A 19,125-nucleotide genomic window follows, 5' to 3' on the forward strand; every position below is an offset into this window, starting at 1 on the left:
GCTCAGGCGCGGTGGTAGGGATGTCCGGTCATGACGGACCAGGCACGGTACAACTGCTCGGCCAGGAAAATACGTACCAGAGGGTGGGGCAAGGTCAGGGATGACAAGCGCAGCATGCCATGGCAGCTTTGCTTTAGGCTTGCATCGAGCCCATCAGGGCCGCCGACCAGGATGGCAATGTCTTGGCCGCTGCTGCGCCAGCGCTCCAGTTCCTGGGCCAGTTTGACCGTAGTCAGGTCTTTGCCGCGCTCATCCAGCGCAATACGCATGGCTTGGGCGGGAATGGCGGCTTCAATGCGTTTGGCTTCAGCCTGCATCATCTGGGCGGGCGTCTTGCCGCTGGTGCGAGGTTCTGCCTTGATTTCGCGCAGTTCTATGGCGCAGTCTTGCGGCATGCGACGTGCATATTCCTGCCAGCCTTGTTCCACCCAATCGGGCATGCGCTGACCAACCGCGATGACAATGAGTTTCATGAAAAGTCGTCAGAAAAAGAAAAAACCGCCTTTGGGCGGCCCGGCGGTAAAAAGACCCCCACGCTACGCCTTCGGCTTGCTGCCCCCGAGGGGGCGTTTTTACCTTGGTGCGGCCCAGCGGTATAAGTACCCCCACGCTACGCCTTCGGCTTGCTGCCCCCCGAGGGGGCATTTTTATCTTGGGGCGGCCCGGCGGTAAAAAGACCCCCACGCTGCGCCTTCGGCTTGCTGCCCCCCGAGGGGGCATTTTTATCTTGGGACGGCCCAGCGATAAAAAAGGCCGCAGGGTAAGTTGCGGCCTGGGTACCGCTGGTTAGGCGGGGAGAAGCTTAGTCTTCGTCCTCGTCGGCGCTGGCATAAAAGCCAGCGGGTGGAACTTGACGCGATTGCGGCAGCAGTTCCACTTCGACCGGGCGCTCGCCCCAAAGTTCTTCCAGGTTGTAGTACTGGCGAATGGCGGGCTGCATGCAGTGCACTACGATGTCACCCAGGTCGAGCAGCACCCATTCACCGGTGTCCTCGCCTTCGTGCGCCAGGACCTCGATCTTGCTTTGACGTGCTTTATCAAACACGCTTTGTGCCAGGGCGCGGGTCTGCCGGTTGGACGTACCACTGGCGATGACCACACGATCGAACAGGCCGGTCATGTGCGTAGTGCTAAAGACCTTGATGTCTTGAGCTTTGACGTCTTCGAGTGCATCGATGACGAGTCGTTGAAGTGTTTCTATATTCATAAAAAGAACTATACAGGGCGGGCCTGTGGGTGGGAAAGATAGAGTCGTTTTTTGTCAATGTATTGAGCGACTTCTTCGGGGACCAGCGTGCTGATGTTGTCACCACGCTGCACTCGCTCCCGAATTTCGGTAGCGGAGATACTCATGGGAAGAAAGTCGATCTGATGTAAACGACGTTGGAGCCGGTTCAGTTCCGCTTGCAGAGCACGGGGTGTTTCCAGTGTGCTGCCAGGACGCTGGGCAACGGCCAGTTCGACGTATTCAAGGATTTCTTGCCAGTCGTTCCAACTGCAAAAATTATGCAACTGGTCACTGCCTAAAATCCAGTAGTACTGGGTTCCGGCCGGTAAATCCCGCACCGTGTCTATGGTGTAGGTGGGACCACCGCGCAAGATTTCCACCGGATTGACGTGCAGGGCAGGGTGGTCTTGTGCCGCCAACTCGGCCATGGCCAAGCGATCCTCGGTGCTGGCACCCAGGGTATTGCGCTGCCAGGGCTGGGCCGCAGGCAGCAGTTGCACCTGGTCCAGCTTGAGCTGTTCAAAAGCAGCCAGGGCCAGCGCCACATGGGCCTTATGGATGGGATCAAAACTGCCACCCAAGAGCCCGATACGCTTTAAATCCATTCGCGCGGCACCAGGTATTGGGCCAGGGCGGCTTCCGGCGTGCCGGGTTCCGGTGACCAGTTATAGCGCCAGTTGGCTTGCGGTGGCATGGACAGCAAGATGGATTCCGTACGGCCACCCGATTGCAGGCCAAACAAAGTCCCGCGGTCAAAGACCAGATTGAATTCCACATAGCGGCCGCGACGGATAGCCTGGAAGTCTCGTTGTGCCTGATCGTATTTCTGATCCATGCGCGCACGCACGATGGGGGCGTAGGCCTCAGTGAAGGAATTGCCGACCGAGCGGGTCAGCGCGAAGCTGGCCTCAAAGCCGGGTTCATTCAAATCGTCAAAAAAGATGCCGCCAATGCCACGGGTTTCATTGCGATGCTTGAGATAGAAATACTCGTCGCACCAGCGTTTGTAGCGCGGGTAGTAATCTTCTCCGTGAGGAGCCAGCGCATCGTGGCAAACCTGGTGGAAGTGGCGGGCATCGTCTTCTTGCAGATAGTAAGGGGTCAGATCCAGACCGCCCCCGAACCAGAACACGTCCTGTTGGTCTGCTTGCTGGGCTTGGGCCACAAACATGCGCACGTTCATGTGCGTGGTAGGCACAAAGGGATTGCGCGGGTGAATCACCAGCGACACTCCCATCGCTTCCCAGGGGCGTCCAGCCAGCTCAGGGCGATGTGCGCTGGCGGACGGCGGCAGGGTTGTGCCTTTTACATGACTGAATAAAACGGCAGCCCGCTCGAAGACGGGGCCGTTCTCCAGCAGGCGGGACAAGCCGCCACCGCCTTCTGGACGATCCCACTGGTCCGCTTCAAACGGCGTCCCGTCCAATTGCTCAAGTGTGTCCACGATGTGGCTTTGCAACTGACGGAAATAAGCCTGGACGGTATCAATGGGTAAAGACATGAAAAGACCTTGCTGCGTGAATCAGGATTCGTTGCTGGGCAGAGCGCGCCAGCCGATATCGGTGCGAAATTGCTTGCCGTCGAAATGCGTTTGGGAAATAGCCTGGTAAGCCGCTTCCTGGGCGCGTCTGATGGAGTCTGCCATGGCGGTAACGCACAGCACACGACCACCGGTCGTCACAACCGTGTCGTCTTTCAGCTGGGTGCCAGCGTGGAAGGTAATGCAGTTGTCAGTATCGGTCGCAAACTGAGTGATGGCATCACCGGTGCGGGGCTCTTCGGGGTAGTTTGCTGCTGCCAAAACGACGCCAATGGCAGTGCGGCGATCCCATTCGATGGTGGCCTCGTCCAGCTTGCCGGCCAAGGCCAGTTCGAAGGTTTCGGTCAGATCGCTTTTAATGCGCATCATGATGGGCTGTGTTTCAGGGTCGCCCATGCGGCAGTTGAATTCCAGCACCTTGATGGGGCGGGTCGCGTCCGGGCCGTCGTCAATCATCACGCCTGCATACAGAAAGCCCGAGTAAGGCAAGCCTTCCTTGGCCATGCCTTGCATGGTGGGGTGGATGACTTCGCGCATGATGCGGTTGTGCAGGGTGGGGCTGACGATAGGAGCAGGGGAGTACGCACCCATGCCGCCTGTGTTTGGACCCTGATCGCCGTCTTTCAGGCGTTTGTGGTCCTGGCTGGTCGCCATGGGCAGCACGTTTTTGCCATCACACATGACGATGAAGCTGGCTTCTTCGCCGGTCAGGCACTCTTCAACCACGACGCGGGCACCCGCAGCACCAAAGCGGCCATCGCCCAGAATGTCATCAATTGCACCCAGCGCTTCTTCCAGCGTGGTGGCCACAATGACGCCCTTGCCAGCGGCCAGGCCATCAGCCTTGACCACGATGGGAGCGCCCTGTTGGCGGATGTAATCCTTGGCCGCTTCAGGGTCAGTAAAAGTGGCGTAAGCAGCCGTAGGAATGTTGTGACGCACCATAAATGCTTTGGCGTAGTCCTTGGAACTTTCCAGCTGCGCTGCCGCTTGCGTGGGGCCAAAGATCTTCAGACCCGCGGCACGGAAGGCATCCACGATGCCTGCAGCCAAAGGGGCCTCCGGGCCGACCACGGTGAAGGCAATTTTTTCTGCCTTCACAAAGGCGATCAGTTGCTGAATATCGGTGATATCCAGGTTTTCAATACGTTCGGCGCGCGCCGTACCGCCGTTGCCAGGGGCAACGTAAACGGTTTGTACGCGTGCAGATTGGGCCAGGCGCCAGGCCAAGGCGTGTTCACGGCCGCCGCTGCCGACAACAAGTAGCTTCATAGTGGTGAGTCGGGCAGGGCCCGCAAAGAGGAGTTTTCAGAAACAGGTTATTCGGCTTCGTCCATGACGGCGGTGGTGTAGACCTCTTGGACATCGTCCAGGCCTTCCAATGCGTCCAGAAGTTTTTGCATCTTGGCGGCATCGTCGCCGCTCAATTCAGTCTCGTTCAGGGCTTTCATGACCACACCTTCAACTTCAGGGGTCAGTCCGGCGGCCTGGAACGCCGCTTGTACAGCGGGGTAGTCGGTGGGAGCGCACAGCACTTCAATCAGGCCTTCCTCATCGGTGACGATATCGTCGGCACCGGCGTCCAGGCCAATTTCCATAATGCTGTCTTCCGAGTTGCCTGGCGCGAACAGGAACTGGCCGCAGTGGCGAAACTGAAACACCACCGAACCATCCAGCCCCAGATTGCCGCCATTTTTAGTGAAGGCGTGTCGCACGTCCGAGACGGTGCGTTGACGGTTATCCGTCATGCAGTCAACGATCACGGCGGCACCGTTGATGCCATAGCCTTCGTAGCGGATTTCTTCGTAATTGGCATCATCTGTGCCGCCAGCACCCCGCTGGATGGCACGCATGATGTTGTCTTTGGGCATATTGGCAGCGGTTGCCTTGTCCCAGGCCATGCGCAAACGTGGATTGGACTCGGGGTCAGGGCCACCAGCACGTGCGGCCACAGTGACCTCACGAATGATCTTGGTCCAAAGCTTGCCCCGTTTTGCGTCTTGACGACCTTTACGGTGCTGAATATTCGCCCATTTACTATGTCCGGCCATAAAGTATTACCAATTCAGTAGACTACGTTCAAAGAAAAACAGATCTATTTTAACCTGTCTGGACGACAAGGCCCGAGCTTGGGCGAAAGTCGCTAGAATCTAGGCACTTGGCATTCTATCCGGAAGAGAACAAACAATCATGGCCGATCCAATTTTGCTTGCTCAGAACAGCGATACTCCCCTCTACCTGTTGCCAGCGCTGGCAAATCGGCACGGATGTATCACCGGTGCCACAGGAACAGGTAAAACTGTGACCTTGCAGGTATTGGCCGAAGCCTTTTCCCGCCAGGGTACGCCGGTCTTTCTGGCCGATGCCAAGGGCGACTTGAGCGGTATTTCCCAAGCGGCGCAGCCCAATCCGAAATTACAGGAACGCTTGCAAAAGCTGGGCCTGCCTGAACCCGCCTGGGGCGCCAACCCGGTGACCTTCTGGGATATTTTTGGTGAGCAAGGTCATCCAGTACGCGCCACTATCTCGGATTTAGGGCCTTTGTTGCTGGCTCAGATCCTGGAGTTGAACGATACCCAGGAAGGCATTCTGAATATTGTCTTTCGCGTGGCCGACGACGAAGGGCAACTGATTCTGGACCTGAAAGATTTGCGTGCTGTGATGCAGGATGTCGCGGACCGGGCGGCGCAGCTGCGTAGTCAGTATGGCAATATTGCCGCTGCCAGTGTGGGGGCCATCCAACGCGCCTTGCTGCGTCTGGAAACCCAGGGGGCGGACCGTTTTTTTGGTGAACCCGCTCTGGATGTCATGGACTGGATACGGACGGACGCCTCCGGCCGGGGCATGATTAACGTGCTTGCTGCCGACAAACTCATGCAGTCGCCCCGTCTGTATGCCGTGTTTTTGCTGTGGATGCTGGCCGATCTTTACGAACGTCTGCCTGAGGTGGGTGACCTGGATAAACCACGTCTGGTTTTCTTCTTTGATGAAGCCCACTTATTGTTTACAGGTGCACCTAAGGCCTTGCTGGAGAAGGTCGAGCAGGTGGTGCGCTTGATTCGCTCCAAAGGCGTCGGCATTTATTTTGTGACGCAAAACCCCCTGGATATTCCCGACACCGTGTTGGGGCAGTTGGGCAACCGCGTACAGCACGCTTTGCGCGCCTTTACGCCGCGCGATCAAAAAGCCGTCAAGACTGCTGCGCAAACCATGCGCCCCAATCCCGGTCTGGATATCGAGGCCGCCATTACCGAACTGGGTGTGGGAGAGGCGCTGGTTTCCATGCTGGATGCCAAAGGCATTCCTACCCCGACCGAACGGGCCTGGCTGGTTGCGCCGGGTAGCCGGATTGGCCCGGCCACGGAGGCAGAACGCCAAACCGTGCGTCAAGCCTCTTTATTTAGCGTGAAGTATGACCAGGCCATTGATCGCGAGTCTGCTTATGAAGTGCTGGCCAAGCGCGCCAATGATGCGGCTGCGAACGGGGACGCTGGCGCCGCTGGTAAAGCTGCGGCAGGCGCGGGTAAAGAAGACGGTTTGATGGGCGTGGTGAACGATTTTCTTTTTGGATCAACCGGACCGCGTGGTGGCAAAAAAGACGGTTTGGTGCAAAGCATGATTAAAACCGAGACCAAACGTGCGGCCACCAAGGTGCTGCGCGGGGTCTTGGGTTCTTTATTTGGAGGAAAGCGCTGATGCCCTCGACACAGCCTCATTTGATTGTTGCTACACCGCGCCCATCGGAAACTCAACGCTGGGCGGAGCATTTTCGCCAGGCTTATCCGGATTGGACGGTGGATGAGTTTGTTGTCGGGCAAGGCGCGACAGGGGCACAGTATGCAGTGGTGTGGCAGCCGGACCCTGCCTTGTTTCAGCAAGAGCCTGCCTTGCGAGCCGTATTTAATCTGGGCGCAGGCGTCGATGCGGCTACTGGTTTGATTCCTCCTGAGCTGCCCCTGTACCGCCTGGAAGATGCCGGCATGGCCGAACAAATGGCCGAATACGCCTTATATGGTGTGCTGCGTGCAACCGGGCGTTTTAGTCCTTACGAAGAGCAGGCCAAACAAGGCCAGTGGAAGGCTCATCGCCCGCTGAGTCGCCGTGACTGGCCGGTGGCCGTGCTGGGATTGGGAGTGATCGGGCGCAAGATTGCGGATGTCATTGGCAGCTTGGGCTATCCCGTTCAGGGCTGGTCACGCCGTTTGCATGAAGCGAATTTTCCTTGCTATGCGGGTGAACAAGGTTTGCAGCAATGCCTGTCCAACAGTCGTATCCTGATCAATGCCTTGCCGCTGACACCTCAGACCAAGGGTTTGATTAATCGTGAAACCTTGGCGTATTTGCAACCCGGTGGCTACTTGATTAATGTGGCCCGTGGCGCGCATCTGGTTGATCAAGACGTGCTGGCTGCGCTAGACAGTGGACAGTTGGCAGGTGCCTTGCTGGACGCCTTTGTACAGGAACCATTGCCAGCGGACAGCCCTTATTGGGGCAATCCGGCCGTGATGGTGACTCCGCATATTTCAGGGATTACCTTGCGTGATCAGGCAATGGAGCAAATTGGCTCGCGCATTGCCTTGCTGCACGAAGGGAAAACAGCCAGCGGGCGGGTAGACCCCAGCCTAGGGTATTGATCGCATTCCCACCTGCTTTGATTGTTTTCTGGCGCCTTGAGGGGCGCCAGCAGCGTTAAGTCTGCGCTGAGATGGAGACTTGAGACAGCCATTGAAAAATGGCATATGGACAGAATAAGGCCGTTGCGGCCGTGTAAAACCACAAGGAAAGAGGAATGAGTAAAGTACATCGCATTGCCGTTATCGCTGGAGACGGAATCGGCAAAGAGGTCATGCCCGAGGGTTTGCGTATTTTGGAAGTGGCGGCTCGCCGTCACGCCATCAATTTTGATTGGAAAGTGCTGGACTGGAGCTCGGAGTATTACCAGGAGCACGGCTGCATGATGCCTGCGGACTGGAAAGCCCAGTTGTCTGAGACCGAGGCCATTTTCTTTGGTGCCATGGGGTGGCCTGATCTGGTGCCTGACCATGTGTCACTGTGGGAGTCGCTGTTCAAGTTCCGTCGTGAATTTGATCAGTACATCAACTTGCGCCCTGTGCGCTTGATGCCCGGTGTGCGTTCGCCGCTGGCAGGTCGTGAGCCTGGTGATATTGATTTTTTCATCGTGCGCGAGAACACCGAAGGCGAGTATTCCAATAGCGGCGGCATCATGTTTGAAGGCACGCAGCGCGAAGTAGTCATTCAGGAAAGCGTCTTTACGCGTACCGGCACAGATCGTGTCTTGAAGTTCGCGTTTGAGCTGGCTAAAAAACGCGGCAAGCATGTGACTGCTGCGACCAAGTCCAATGGTATTTCCATCTCCATGCCCTGGTGGGATTCACGCGTAGCGGCGATGGGCGAACAATACCCAGATGTGAAATGGGATAAATATCACATCGACATTCTTTGCGCACACTTTGTGCAGCACCCGGACTGGTTTGATGTGGTGGTGGCCTCCAACTTATTTGGCGATATCTTGTCCGACTTGGGCCCTGCATGTACTGGCACGATTGGGATTGCGCCATCGGCCAACCTGAACCCGGAGCGTGTATTCCCCTCCTTGTTTGAGCCAGTGCACGGCTCAGCCCCGGATATTTACGGCAAGGGAATTGCCAACCCGGTGGGGCAGATCTGGAGTGGTGCCTTGATGCTGGATTTCCTGGGCTATCCGCAGGCGGCTGCCGAAGTAGTGCAAGCCATTGAGCAGGTTCTGGAAAAAGGCCCACGTACGCCAGATCTAGGCGGGCAGGCCAGCACGCAGGAAGTGGGTGCTGCCATCGCCCAGGTGCTGGAAGCGATGGCCTAAGCCATTAGCTGGACTTGGGTGGGCGCAGGCCCGCCCAAGTGATGGCGCCAATCATGATGGCCCCGCCTAGCAGCGCCCGGCTGCTGGGGTATTGAGCAAAGAGCAGGGCAGCAAAGGCAATGGCGTAGATGGGCTCCAGAGCAATCACAATTCCTGCGCTACGTGCATTCAAGACCGTCAAGGCTGATACCAGCAGGTAGTGCGAAAGCGCTGTGCAAAAGACGCCCAGCAGCCCGATCCATACCCAGTCCATCCAGGTGCTTTCCCCCAAAAAGGGCAGTGCAAAAGGCCAGCACATCAAGGCGACAAACAGGTTCTCCCACCAAGCCACTTGCTGGGCCGACAGGTGTTTGGCCGCACGCCGATTGATCAGCGTGAACATGGCAAAGGTAAAGCCGGAGGCAATGGCCCAGGCCAGACCGATGGTGGACTGATCCTGGAAGTCGAAAGAGGGTGTCACCAGTAAAAGACCGGCGGTGACCAAGGCCAGAATGACCCATTCAGACGATGTGACTCGTTCTCGTAAAACTGCCCATTCGCACAAAGTAATAAAGGCCGGGAAGCTGGCAAAGCCCAAGGTTGCAATAGCTACGCCACCGACTTTAACCGCCACAAAAAACGTAGCCCAGTGAACGGCCAGCATGATGGAGGCCATCAGCAAAGTGCGAAAGTCTGCGGCCTTCATACCTTGGCGCAAGCCACGCCCTTGTGAGCGCATGCTGATAAATAAAGCCAGGACCGCAAAGCTGGCCCGCCCCGCCGTAATCAGCATGGCGCCGACTTGAATCAATTCACCAAAAATACCGGTCAGTCCGAACAGAACGGCGGCCATGTGAATGGCAGCGAGAGCACGTCCACGGGTCATGGAAAGCTATCCGAGAAAAAGAGAGTCAATTTAGGCTATTCTGGTGTTTTTATATCAGCCAGTGATAGGGCAAGCGGGTCAGGCAGGCAATACGTGTAAGGCATTATTCTAAGACATTGCTATCGGACCCAATTATCAAAGGAGTAAAACGATGACGCAGACGGTCAAGGCCATACGGATTGAACGCAATGGTGGCCCCGAGGTATTGCAGTGGGCTTCAGTAGAGTTGCCAGCCCCTCAGGAAAAGGAAGTCACCATACGCCAAAAGGCGGTGGGTTTGAACTTTATCGATATTTATTTCCGCAATGGCCTCTACAGCAATCCTTTGCCGCACGGTTTGGGTTTTGAAGCCTCCGGGATCGTTGAAGCAGTGGGCTCGGGTGTGACACACCTGAAAGTGGGCGACCGGGTTGCTTATGGTCAAAGCCCACTGGGCGCCTATGCCGAGGCGCGTAATGTGCCTGCAGATCGTGTCGTGCGTATTCCTGACGGTATTTCGTTTGAGCAGGCAGCCGCCATGATGCTCAAAGGTTTGACCTGCTGGTATTTGCTGCGCCAAACCTATCGTGTTCATGAAGGTCAGACTATTTTGTTCCACGCCGCTGCGGGTGGAGTGGGTTTGTATGCTTGCCAATGGGCCCGCGCCTTGGGCGTGAAACTGATTGGTACCGTTTCCAGCCCGGAAAAAGCGGCTCTGGCTAAAGAGAACGGTGCTTGGGAAGTTATTGATTATTCCCGTGAAGACGTGGTGCAACGCGTGCTGGAATTGACCAATGGGCAGAAAGTGCCAGTGGTCTATGACGGGGTAGGTAAAGATACCTGGGAGCGCTCGCTGGATTGCTTGCAGCCGCGTGGCTTGATGGTCAGCTTTGGCAACGCGTCTGGTCCGGTAACGGGTGTGAATCTGGCAACCTTGGCGTCTAAAGGTTCCTTGTATGTGACTCGCCCAGTATTGGGTGCTTATGTGCCCACACAGCAAGCCATGCAGGAAGCGGCGGACGAGATGTTTGATCTGGTCTTGCAAGGCAAGATCAAGGCCTTGATTGGCCAACGTTTTCCCCTGGATCAGGTTGCCAAGGCGCATGAAGAATTGGCCAGCCGCCGTACCACTGGCTCTACAGTCTTGACCCTGGAATAAATCCGGAACTGGCCGCGAGCGGCGAAGCGGACTTTGCAAAAGGGTGGCAATTCGGTTTCAGGCAAAGGCTTGTTTTTGTCTACGACTTGGCGCTCTTAGTTCAAGAGCCCAGTCCCCGGGATTGACCAAGGCGCGCTGTAAAAGGCCGTGTTGTACATAAAGCTCAGAGTCTAGATAGATAAAAAAATGGCCTCCAGAATGGAGGCCATTTTTATTTAGCAGGGTTTTATCTGCCTGCGCATGGCAGGCGGATATCAGCCTTGCTCGTGGTACTGACGTACACGCTCTACTTCATTGCGCGAACCCAGGATGACACCAATACGTTGGTGCAGCTCGGTAGGTTGCACGTCCAAAATGCGCTGTGTGCCGTCGATCGACAGGCCGCCGGCTTGTTCAACCAGGAAGCTCATGGGGTTGGCTTCGTACATCAGACGCAGCTTGCCTTTCAGGCCCGAGGGGCGGGAATCACGGGGGTACATGAACAGGCCACCGCGTGTCAGGATGCGATGCACATCGGCCACCATGGAAGCAATCCAGCGCATATTGTAGTTTTTGCCCAATGGACCTTCAGGGCCAGCCAGACAATCGTCAATGTAGCGTTTTACCGGAGCTTCCCAGTGGCGCATATTGGACATATTGATGGCAAATTCAGCCGTGTCTTCTGGAATGGTGATGCGCTCGGTGGTCAGCACCCAGGAACCCATTTCTTTGTCCAGTGTGAAGGCAGCAACGCCGTCGCCAACAGTCAGCACCAGCATGGTTTGTGGGCCGTAAATGGCATAACCGGCAGCCACCTGGCGCACGCCGGGTTGCAGAAAGTCTTGCTCTTCAATGACACGGTCACGCGCTTCAGGCGGCACGCTCAGTACCGAGAAGATGGTGCCAATGGACACGTTCACATCAATGTTGGACGAACCATCCAAGGGATCGAACAAGAGCAGGTTTTCGCCCTTGGGGTAGTAATCGGGGATGCGGTGCAAGGTGTCCATTTCCTCGGATGCCATCGCGGCAAGGTTGCCCCCCCATTCATTGGCTTCCAGCAGGATTTCATTGGACAGCACGTCCAGTTTCTTTTGAACTTCACCCTGGACGTTCTCGGAGTCCAGAGAACCCAGAACGCCGCCCAGCGCCCCTTTGCTGACGGCATGGCCAATAGCCTTGCACGCCCGAGCCACTGTTTCCAGCAGTAGGCGCACATCGGCGGTGACCGTTTTTTTCTGGCGCTGTTGCTCCACCAGATACTGAGTAAGGTTTTTCTTCAAGACAGACTCCGAGGTCAAAGAGTTAATGCTTTATGTACGATTTCGGCCACATTGCCCGATAGGCCTGGTTCGGCCTGGATGCGCTCCAGCGCTGCTTTGAGCAGGTCGCGGGCTTCGGGTTCAAAACGAGCCCAATTATCAAACACACGTGCCAGGCGGGCAGAAATTTCTGGGTTGAGCTTGTCCAGTGCAATAACTTGCTCGGCCCAGAAAGCGTAGCCTTCAGGCGTGTGTACAGCCTGCATATTATTGATGCAGAACTGGAAAATCAGAGAGCGGGCGCGGTTGGGATTACGCAGCGAGAAGGCCGGGTGCAGCATCAGGGCGCGCACTTGAGCAACTTGCGTGCTGGGGGCGGTGGCCTGCAGGCTGAACCAGCGGTCCAAAACTAAAGGATTGTCCTGCCAGCGCTGGAAAAAGTCATCCAGTCCGTCCTGACGGTCTTGCTCATCGCCGTAATTGACCAGCGCACTGAGCGCACCCATGCGATCGGTCATATTGCTGGCCTGATCGTATTGGTTGCGGGCCAGTTGCGGGCCGGTATTGACGCCAGCCACGAGCAGGTAGTTCAGGGCCAGATTGCGCAAGGAACGCTCGCCGGCTTGCAGGGCATCCGGGCTGTAAGGGGCTTGCTGCAGGTTCAGGTATTGGTAAAGCTCTTGCCAATAAGGCGTCAGAGCCAGACCCAATTCACGCTGTAGCTGACGGCGGGCTTGTACGACGGCGCGCGGTGTCATGGGCTTGGTTTGTTCCAGCAATTCGCGTTCGCTGGGCAGAGACAGGATGCGAGCTTTATAGGCAGGGCTCAGAACCGGGTCTTGTACCAGTGCGTGCCATGTCTGCACGACGGTAGCCAGTTGACTGGGCGACGGAGCACGGCCGGAGGCGCTGGACAGGATCAAACGTGTCGCCAGCAGTTGGGCCGCTTCCCAACGGGCGAAAGGATCGGTGTCATGGCGCGCCAGCAGGGCCAGTTCGGAATCAGGGCGGTAATACTCCACTCGCACGGGGGCGGAGAAGTTACGCAGCAAGGAGAGAACCGGCGTTTCGGGGATCTGGCTGAAGGTCCAGCTTTGCTCGGCTTCGGTAAAGTCCAACACTAACGTGTCGCCTTGCTGATCATCCAGGTGCAAGGTCAAGGGGCGACCTTGTTGATCCAGCATGCCCAGTGCAAAGGGGATATGCAAAGGCGGCTTGGGTGTGGCCTTGTTTTCAATCCCGGCAGGTGCATTGCTTTGTCGCAAAGTCAGTGTTGCGGTCTGTGCGTCGGCGTCGTACGTCAGGCTGACCTGAACACGAGGAGTACCGGCTTGCTGATACCAGCGTCGGAACTGCTCCAGGCTCTGGCCGGGTTTGACCTGGCGATACACGCTGTCCATGCTGTCCACGAAATCATCGCAGGTGACGGCTTGGCCATCATGGCGCTTGAAATATTCTCGGATACCGGCCTGGAAATTGTCTTCGCCCAACAAGGTGTGTTGCATGCGAATGACTTCTGCACCTTTTTCGTAAATCGTGGCGGTATAGAAGTTGCTGATTTCCTGATAGCTTTCTGGCCGGATGGGGTGAGCCATTGGGCCGGCGTCTTCAGGAAACTGGGCGGCGCGCAGAACGCTGACATCATCAATGCGTTTGACGGCACGGGCGCTGGCGGCTTGAGCGCCATCCAGGCCTCTGGCCAACATGTCAGCGGAGAACTCCTGATCCCGGAATACGGTCAGCCCCTCTTTCAGGGATAGCTGGAACCAGTCCCGGCAGGTCACGCGGTTGCCAGTCCAGTTATGGAAGTACTCGTGGCCGATGACTGCTTCCACGGCATGGAAAGAGGCGTCGGTGGTGCTTTGGGCATCTGCCAGAACATAGGCGGCATTAAAGACGTTCAGGCCTTTGTTTTCCATCGCACCCATATTGAAGTCGCGTGCGGCCACAATCATGAAGCGATCCAGATCCAGTTCCAGACCAAAGCGTTGTTCGTCCCAGCGTACCGAATTTTCCAGGCATTCCATGGCCCATTCGGTTTTATCGCCGTCACCACGATCGCAATAAACCTGCAATAGGGCAGGGTGACCATTGGCTTTTAAAATTTCGCGTTCGCGCACATCAAAGTCGCCGGCGACCAGCGCAAATAAATAAGAAGGTTTTGGAAAGGGGTCTTCCCAAATGGCTTGTTGACGGCCATCTTCCAGCGTGGTGCTTTCCAGCAAATTACCGTTGGACAGCAGGTAAGGGTAGAGTGTGGGGTCGCCGCGCAATACCACTTCAAAACGGGCCATGACATCAGGCCGGTCAGGAAAGAAAGTAATGCGGCGAAAGCCCTCGGCTTCACATTGGGTAAACAGATTCTGGCCTGATACATACAGGCCCATCAGCATGGTGTTTTCTTGGGGGCGGCAACGGCTCACCAGCACCAGATCAAATTCCGCTTCGCTAGGTGTCAGCGTCAGGCCTTGCTCGTTGAGCTGATAGTCCTGGGCATGAAGGGCGGTGCCGTTGATGCTGATCTCAAGCAGTTCAATGTCTTCGCCATCCAGTACCAAAGGACGGATTTGGCCATCCCGGCTGCTGGCTCGAAAAGCCAGACGAACCAAAGTTTGCTCGGCCGCCAAATCAAACTCCAGCCGCACCTGTTCAATCAGGTAGGGATAGGGCTGGTAATCCTGGCGGGAGATCGTAGGTAAGGTGTCTGTGCGCATGTGATCCTGGTCCGACAATCGAAAAAGATGGTCTATTGTAATGTTGTTTGAACGCCCATACTGATGAGTGGAAACAGGCAGTAAACTAAATGTTCTTTGGCGCTAAGGCGCCGTAATAAATCGGGCTTGAACGAGTAAGTGAAAAACAAGCAGGGGTGAAACTATGACGTTATTTTCTGAAGGGTTTTCCTGGCGCGCCCTACGCCTGATGAGCCTGGCCTTTGCGGCATTGACCACGGCATGTGCTGCGCCTAGCTGGTCCGCCAAATTGACACGCTATCAGCAGTGGCCTGCGGCCACCAGTGGCGATAGTTACTACATCAAGTCCTCGCCGCAGGAAAGCGGCAATCTGCAATACCAGTCTTTTAGCGACTCGGTACGGGCGGCGATTGGGGTTACGGGGCTGGTAGAGGCTTCCGATCAGAAAGCGGCACGTTTTGTGGTGGAAATGGATTATGGCAATCCGCAGGAGCAAAGTTGGGTGCCGCAATTTGCCGATAGCTTTTATGGCCCATCTGCCTGGGGAATAGGGCGCGGCTATTATGCGCCGAACGATGGTTGGGGCGGCGGATTCTTTTATTCTCCGAATGTTGTGAACGTACCTGTAACTGTATATAAAAATTATCTGAATGTAATCATTACAGATAATCAAAACTCAGGTGCAGAAGTGTATCGTGCCACCGCCGTGTCTTATAGCCACTCGGACAATCTTGACCAGCAAATGCCTTTTTTGTCCCAGGCCATATTTGACGGCTTTCCGGGTAATAGCGGGCAGGTGATTGATATCCGATATTCTTTGCCCAAGAATTGAGAGCCAAGAAACCCGATATTGTGTAGGGGATTGGCGAAAATAAGAAAGGGACCGCTTTTTCAAGCGGTCCCTTTCTTTTGTTTGGTTCCGTACCTTATTTGATCAGGAACTCTTCACGCTTGCGGCCATTGGCTTCAGCATCAATGATCCAGCGTGGAGGGCGACCACGGCCGGTCCAGGTATCCTGGGTACCGGGGTGACGATATTTGGGCGGCAGGCTTGTTTTTGGGCTATCGGAACCTGCACCAGCACCGCGACGGGCGGACTTTTCCAGAGCATCAGCGACTTCTTCAATCGTGATCTCGTTATCTTGCATGGATTTGACGATAGACGCGATGACAGGACGACGCTGTTTGACGCGAAGGGATTTCATCTGTTTTTGCAGACGCAGAATCTCTTTCTCTATCTTCTGCTTTGCGGAGCTGTAAGTTTCGACTGACATATGGGATTCCTGTTTCATGTTTGTAGTTATCTGATAAACCCTGCCTGCACAAGCTCATGTTTATCATGCGAAAACAGTGTACTTTGATTTTCTTGAAAAGATAAGAGCTTTGGATAAAAAATAAATGTTAATTCAAAATGGTGTTTGGTTTTTGTAATTATTTACGGTCATTAGACAATATGATGAGCCGTGATTCATTAATCTAATCAGGGGTTATCATGGATTTGAATGGGTTTATATCAAAACCGTATAGGTGGGCTTTTAATTAGGGAAATTTTAAAATACTTTTAATTACGTATCAGAAAATGTCGTAATTGGAATTTTTGAACCTATTAGCCCGTCAGCGGCTCTGGAGCCCGCCACATCAGTAAAACCGGCCGATCCGTACGCCGGCATCGCATACGGTGGCACATTCTGTTTTAATGCTCAGATGGACGGAAGCCGAACGGATGTAACTCGTCCCCTGGTACCCAATTTCGTCCCTTGCAGCCGCTGGCTTGCCGGGGATTTGTCAGTAGGAATAAACGATGAAGCTAGTTGACCCGGCTATCAATGCCCTGGAATGCGCCCGTGGACTGTTGCTGGACCCCTGGGGTCTGACCGAGAGCCATTTGTCCGGTGCGCTCGGTGAGATCTTCACCCATCAGGCTGACTATGCCGATTTATATTTCCAGTACACCCGCAGTGAAGGCTGGAGTCTGGATGAAGGAATTGTAAAGAGTGGCAGCTTTTCGATTGAGCAAGGCGTTGGGGTGCGCGCATTAAGTGGCGAGAAAACCGCTTTTGCCTATTCCGATTCTTTAAGCCCAGAGGCTTTGCTGTCGTCGGCACGGGTAGTGCGCTCCATTGCTCGCCAGGGTGGTTCCGGTAAAAGTGGAATTCTGGTGCCCTCCAGCTCGCAGCGGCCTACGCTCTACACCGGTACGGACCCTATTGCCAGCTTGCCTGCCCCTGAAAAGGTGGCGTTGTTAGGACGTCTGGATACCTTGGCTCGTGCGGCTGATTCACGTGTGGTTCAGGTCATGGCTAGCTTGGGCGCGGAATATGACGTTGTGCTGGTCGCTGGCAGCGATGGCCGTCTGGCTGCGGACGTGCGCCCCTTGGTGCACTTGTCCCTGTCGGTCATTGTTGAACACAATGGACGCCGTGAGCGTGGCTCGGCCGCCGGTGGCGGACGGGTGGACCTGTCTTATTTTTCGGACGATATGCTGCGCAGCTATGTGGATAAAGCCGTGCGCTCGGCCATGACTAATCTGGAGGCCAAACCGGCTCCAGCCGGTCAGATGACGGTCGTTCTGGGCCCAGGCTGGCCTGGCGTCATGCTGCACGAGGCGGTCGGTCATGGTTTGGAAGGCGACTTCAATCGCCGCGGCAGCAGCTTGTTCTCAGGCCGTATGGGTCAGCGTGTCGCCTCCAAGGGCGTGACCGTTATTGATGATGGCACCCTGGAGCACCGTCGCGGTTCCCTGAATATGGATGATGAAGGTAACGCTACGCAGCGTACGGTCTTGATTGAAGACGGTATTTTGAAAGGCTATTTGCAAGACACCCATAATGCCCGCCTGATGGGTGCAGCTGTGACGGGTAATGGCCGTCGCGAGTCCTATGCCAGCCTACCTTTGCCGCGCATGACCAACACCTTTATGTTGGGCGGGGATAAAGATCCCGAGGAAATTATTGCCTCGGTTAAAAAAGGTCTTTATGCCGTGGACTTCGGTGGCGGCCAAGTTGATATTACGAGCGGTAAGTTTGTTTTTTCCGCTTCGGAAGCCTGGCTTATTGAAAACGGCAAGCTGATGTACCCCGTCAAAGGCGCCACCTTAATTGGTAGCGGTCCGGATGCCATGAATCAAATCACCATGATCGGCAATGACATGAAATTGGATTCGGGCGTAGGCACTTGTGGCAAGGAAGGCCAAAGCGTGCCCGTCGGTGTGGGTATTCCCACCGTGCGTATGGAAAACCTGACAGTAGGTGGTACGGCCTGATTCGGCTTTTGACCGTCGATTAAAAAGACCTGCTTGATTGGGGAGCTTGCTAAGGAAAGTCTTTGGCAACTGTCCAGATCAGCAGGTCTTTTTTTGCACTGCAGCAAAAACCCTTATTCGCTCCTTTCCCTGGCATTCCTGATATTTATTAAGCTGGCTAACTATTTTGGGCCGCTTTCTTATTTTTTTGCGCGTGTGGCGAACCAGCACAGTAACGCGCCACCGCAAACCATCGCTGATCCCTGCCAGAAGGCCAAAGATAAAGGGGCACGAAGTAAAAACGTAGACAGGGCGGCTGAAAAGACGGGAATAAAGTAAGACGCTCCAGCCAGCAGGGTGACATTGCCATGCAAGATGCCGATATTCCAGGCTGCATAACCGAACCCCATCGCCATGGAAGCCAGAATTAAGTACAGCAGTGCTGCTGTGCTGAATTCCATTTCGCCACCCCCTTGGCCCAGGTATTTAATCCACAAGGTGAGTGCGGTCAGCATAAAAAATAAAGTGATGCCGTTTTTACCTTGGGCAATGCGGGCGGTCATGGTGCTGTAGCCCGCCCAGATCAAGGCACCGCTAAACGCCAAACCGTAACTGAGGGGATTGCTGCGCACATTCAGCCAGATGCTGCTCAAGCTCAAACCTTGTTCAGCGCCCAATATCCAGCTGATGCCGGCCATGGATAAAAACAGACCGGGCAGAATCAGCCAATTTGTCTTTTGACCATTAAATAAGATGGCGGCCACGATGGTGAAGGTGGGCCATAAGTAATTGACCATACCCACTTCAATGGCTTGCTGACTGTTATGGGCATAGCCGATCGACAGCGCCAGGCAGAGCTCATAGCTCACAAAGAGCACACTGCCGCACCATAAGTAGCGCGGCGGAAACGAACGCAACCGCACCCAGCCCACCGACAAAAGTAAAAAGACCGAGGCCAGGGTATAGATCATGGCCGCTCCGCCCGTGGGGCCCAGATAGTCGCTGACGCTGCGGATCAGGCCGACAATGGTGCTCCACAAGAGAATGGCGCTTAGGCCGATCAGGGTGGCCTTATTGCTGTGCTTCATGGGTGATTTGCTGCTTGTATGGCCTACTATCAGGCCAGGCCCTGATGGGCCGCTTTGCAGGGTTCAGAGACTTGTGGGTTAATGGGCTCGGACAGCCCGCAGTGTACCGTACGCCCTTTGCCTTAGCGCTTGCTCGCTGAGTGGAACAAAAGGGGTAGGGCAGGATGCGATTAAACATGTTCCTGCTGCCTCACACCGAACCCGGCTGTTATTTTTTTTGAGTCCGATCAC

17 protein-coding genes are annotated in these 19,125 nt (G+C 55.5%); 6 read left to right on the forward strand and 11 right to left on the reverse strand.

All coding sequences use genetic code 11. The annotated features are described in order from the left end of the window. Positions 1–2: 2 nt before the first annotated feature. The 6 genes from rlmH to AC1RSM_RS01995 all read right to left on the reverse strand — a co-directional run bounded on the left by rlmH (position 3) and on the right by AC1RSM_RS01995 (position 4,819). The gene (rlmH, locus tag AC1RSM_RS01970; RefSeq protein ID WP_492928951.1) at positions 3–473 is read right to left on the reverse strand and encodes a 23S rRNA (pseudouridine(1915)-N(3))-methyltransferase RlmH; all 471 of its coding nucleotides are present in this window, start codon (positions 471–473) and stop codon (positions 3–5) included. A 329-nt stretch (positions 474–802) separates the two neighbouring features. After that, positions 803–1,207, reverse strand: a complete 405-nt coding sequence (gene rsfS / locus AC1RSM_RS01975) for a ribosome silencing factor (RefSeq protein ID WP_492928952.1) — start codon at positions 1,205–1,207, stop codon at positions 803–805. An 8-nt stretch (positions 1,208–1,215) separates the two neighbouring features. Then, the gene (gene nadD / locus AC1RSM_RS01980; RefSeq protein ID WP_492928954.1) at positions 1,216–1,833 is read right to left on the reverse strand and encodes a nicotinate (nicotinamide) nucleotide adenylyltransferase; all 618 of its coding nucleotides are present in this window, start codon (positions 1,831–1,833) and stop codon (positions 1,216–1,218) included. Then, positions 1,824–2,729, reverse strand: coding sequence for an oxygen-dependent coproporphyrinogen oxidase (hemF, locus tag AC1RSM_RS01985; RefSeq protein WP_492928956.1), 906 nt, complete (start codon positions 2,727–2,729; stop codon positions 1,824–1,826). Before hemF ends, nadD begins: the two co-directional genes overlap by 10 nt. A gap of 21 nt (positions 2,730–2,750) precedes the next feature. Beyond that, positions 2,751–4,040, reverse strand: a complete 1,290-nt coding sequence (purD, locus tag AC1RSM_RS01990) for a phosphoribosylamine--glycine ligase (protein ID WP_492928959.1) — start codon at positions 4,038–4,040, stop codon at positions 2,751–2,753. Between the two features lie 47 nt (positions 4,041–4,087). Continuing rightward, the gene (locus AC1RSM_RS01995) at positions 4,088–4,819 is read right to left on the reverse strand and encodes a YebC/PmpR family DNA-binding transcriptional regulator (RefSeq protein WP_492928961.1); all 732 of its coding nucleotides are present in this window, start codon (positions 4,817–4,819) and stop codon (positions 4,088–4,090) included. A 139-nt stretch (positions 4,820–4,958) separates the two neighbouring features. Here AC1RSM_RS01995 and AC1RSM_RS02000 point away from each other — a divergent pair, with 139 nt between their 5' ends. From AC1RSM_RS02000 to AC1RSM_RS02010, 3 genes are all read left to right on the forward strand, one after another. Beyond that, a complete protein-coding gene (locus AC1RSM_RS02000; protein WP_492928962.1) occupies positions 4,959–6,464 on the forward strand; it encodes a helicase HerA-like domain-containing protein in 1,506 nt (501 codons plus the stop codon). Beyond that, a complete protein-coding gene (locus AC1RSM_RS02005) occupies positions 6,464–7,402 on the forward strand; it encodes a 2-hydroxyacid dehydrogenase (RefSeq protein WP_492928964.1) in 939 nt (312 codons plus the stop codon). Before AC1RSM_RS02000 ends, AC1RSM_RS02005 begins: the two co-directional genes overlap by 1 nt. Positions 7,403–7,557: 155 nt before the next feature. Beyond that, complete coding sequence (locus AC1RSM_RS02010) at positions 7,558–8,628, forward strand: tartrate dehydrogenase (protein ID WP_492928966.1); 1,071 nt, start codon at positions 7,558–7,560, stop codon at positions 8,626–8,628. 4 nt (positions 8,629–8,632) lie between these two features. On the opposite strand, the gene AC1RSM_RS02015 is transcribed toward AC1RSM_RS02010, so the two are convergent. Then, on the reverse strand, positions 8,633–9,493 hold the full coding sequence (locus AC1RSM_RS02015) for a DMT family transporter (protein ID WP_492928968.1): 861 nt from the start codon (positions 9,491–9,493) through the stop codon (positions 8,633–8,635). A 151-nt stretch (positions 9,494–9,644) separates the two neighbouring features. On the opposite strand from AC1RSM_RS02015, the gene AC1RSM_RS02020 reads away from it, so the two are divergent. Next, positions 9,645–10,631, forward strand: coding sequence for a quinone oxidoreductase family protein (locus tag AC1RSM_RS02020; protein ID WP_492928970.1), 987 nt, complete (start codon positions 9,645–9,647; stop codon positions 10,629–10,631). Between the two features lie 254 nt (positions 10,632–10,885). Here AC1RSM_RS02020 and AC1RSM_RS02025 read toward each other — a convergent pair whose 3' ends face one another. Next, a complete protein-coding gene (locus AC1RSM_RS02025; protein WP_492928972.1) occupies positions 10,886–11,911 on the reverse strand; it encodes a class 1 fructose-bisphosphatase in 1,026 nt (341 codons plus the stop codon). Beyond that, positions 11,908–14,586: an aminopeptidase N gene (pepN, locus tag AC1RSM_RS02030; RefSeq protein ID WP_492928974.1), complete on the reverse strand. Its 2,679-nt coding sequence runs from the start codon at positions 14,584–14,586 to the stop codon at positions 11,908–11,910. Before pepN ends, AC1RSM_RS02025 begins: the two co-directional genes overlap by 4 nt. Before the next feature lie 163 nt (positions 14,587–14,749). Here pepN and AC1RSM_RS02035 point away from each other — a divergent pair, with 163 nt between their 5' ends. After that, on the forward strand, positions 14,750–15,397 hold the full coding sequence (locus tag AC1RSM_RS02035; RefSeq protein ID WP_492928977.1) for a DUF4136 domain-containing protein: 648 nt from the start codon (positions 14,750–14,752) through the stop codon (positions 15,395–15,397). A gap of 94 nt (positions 15,398–15,491) precedes the next feature. Here the strand turns inward: AC1RSM_RS02035 and AC1RSM_RS02040 are convergent, their stop codons facing one another. Further along, on the reverse strand, positions 15,492–15,839 hold the full coding sequence (locus AC1RSM_RS02040; protein WP_492928979.1) for an H-NS histone family protein: 348 nt from the start codon (positions 15,837–15,839) through the stop codon (positions 15,492–15,494). A gap of 527 nt (positions 15,840–16,366) precedes the next feature. Here AC1RSM_RS02040 and tldD point away from each other — a divergent pair. Continuing rightward, positions 16,367–17,827, forward strand: coding sequence for a metalloprotease TldD (tldD, locus tag AC1RSM_RS02045; protein ID WP_492928982.1), 1,461 nt, complete (start codon positions 16,367–16,369; stop codon positions 17,825–17,827). Positions 17,828–18,006: 179 nt separating this feature from the next. Here the strand turns inward: tldD and yddG are convergent, their stop codons facing one another. Next, complete coding sequence (gene yddG / locus AC1RSM_RS02050) at positions 18,007–18,894, reverse strand: aromatic amino acid DMT transporter YddG (RefSeq protein WP_492928983.1); 888 nt, start codon at positions 18,892–18,894, stop codon at positions 18,007–18,009. Positions 18,895–19,125: the final 231 nt, after the last annotated feature.

It is taken from the genome of Alcaligenes sp. GW821-FHT11D07 (assembly GCF_058808495.1).